Source organism: Shewanella sp. SR44-4 (assembly GCF_014163715.1).
Taxonomy (GTDB): Bacteria; Pseudomonadota; Gammaproteobacteria; order Enterobacterales; family Shewanellaceae; genus Shewanella.
Genome location: NZ_JACJDU010000173.1, coordinates 1 through 258 on the forward strand (window position 1 = coordinate 1; position 258 = coordinate 258).

Annotated in this window: 1 rRNA gene; it reads left to right on the forward strand. The window is 43.8% G+C overall.

What is annotated here, in order from left to right:
- Window positions 1-165: 165 nt before the first annotated feature.
- A 23S ribosomal RNA gene (locus tag H5125_RS21945) occupies window positions 166-258 on the forward strand; the annotation flags it as partial.

Consider the following 258-nt stretch of genomic DNA (forward strand, 5'->3'; position numbering starts at 1 on the left):
ATGCGAAAGCATTAACACTTGAGTTCTCAAAACACTGTTTAAGTGTCTTGAATATTCTAAAAACTAAGGCGAGTCCACTTCCTGGTCGGAGGTGAGACAAGTAAAAACCAGCTGGTCATGATATGGCTCAGATGTTCACGCAAGTGAAACTCATTTGGGTTGTATGGTTAAGTGACCAAGCGTATACGGTGGATGCCTTGGCAGTCAGAGGCGATGAAGGACGTAATAACTTGCGAAAAGCGTTGGCGAGCTAGTAAT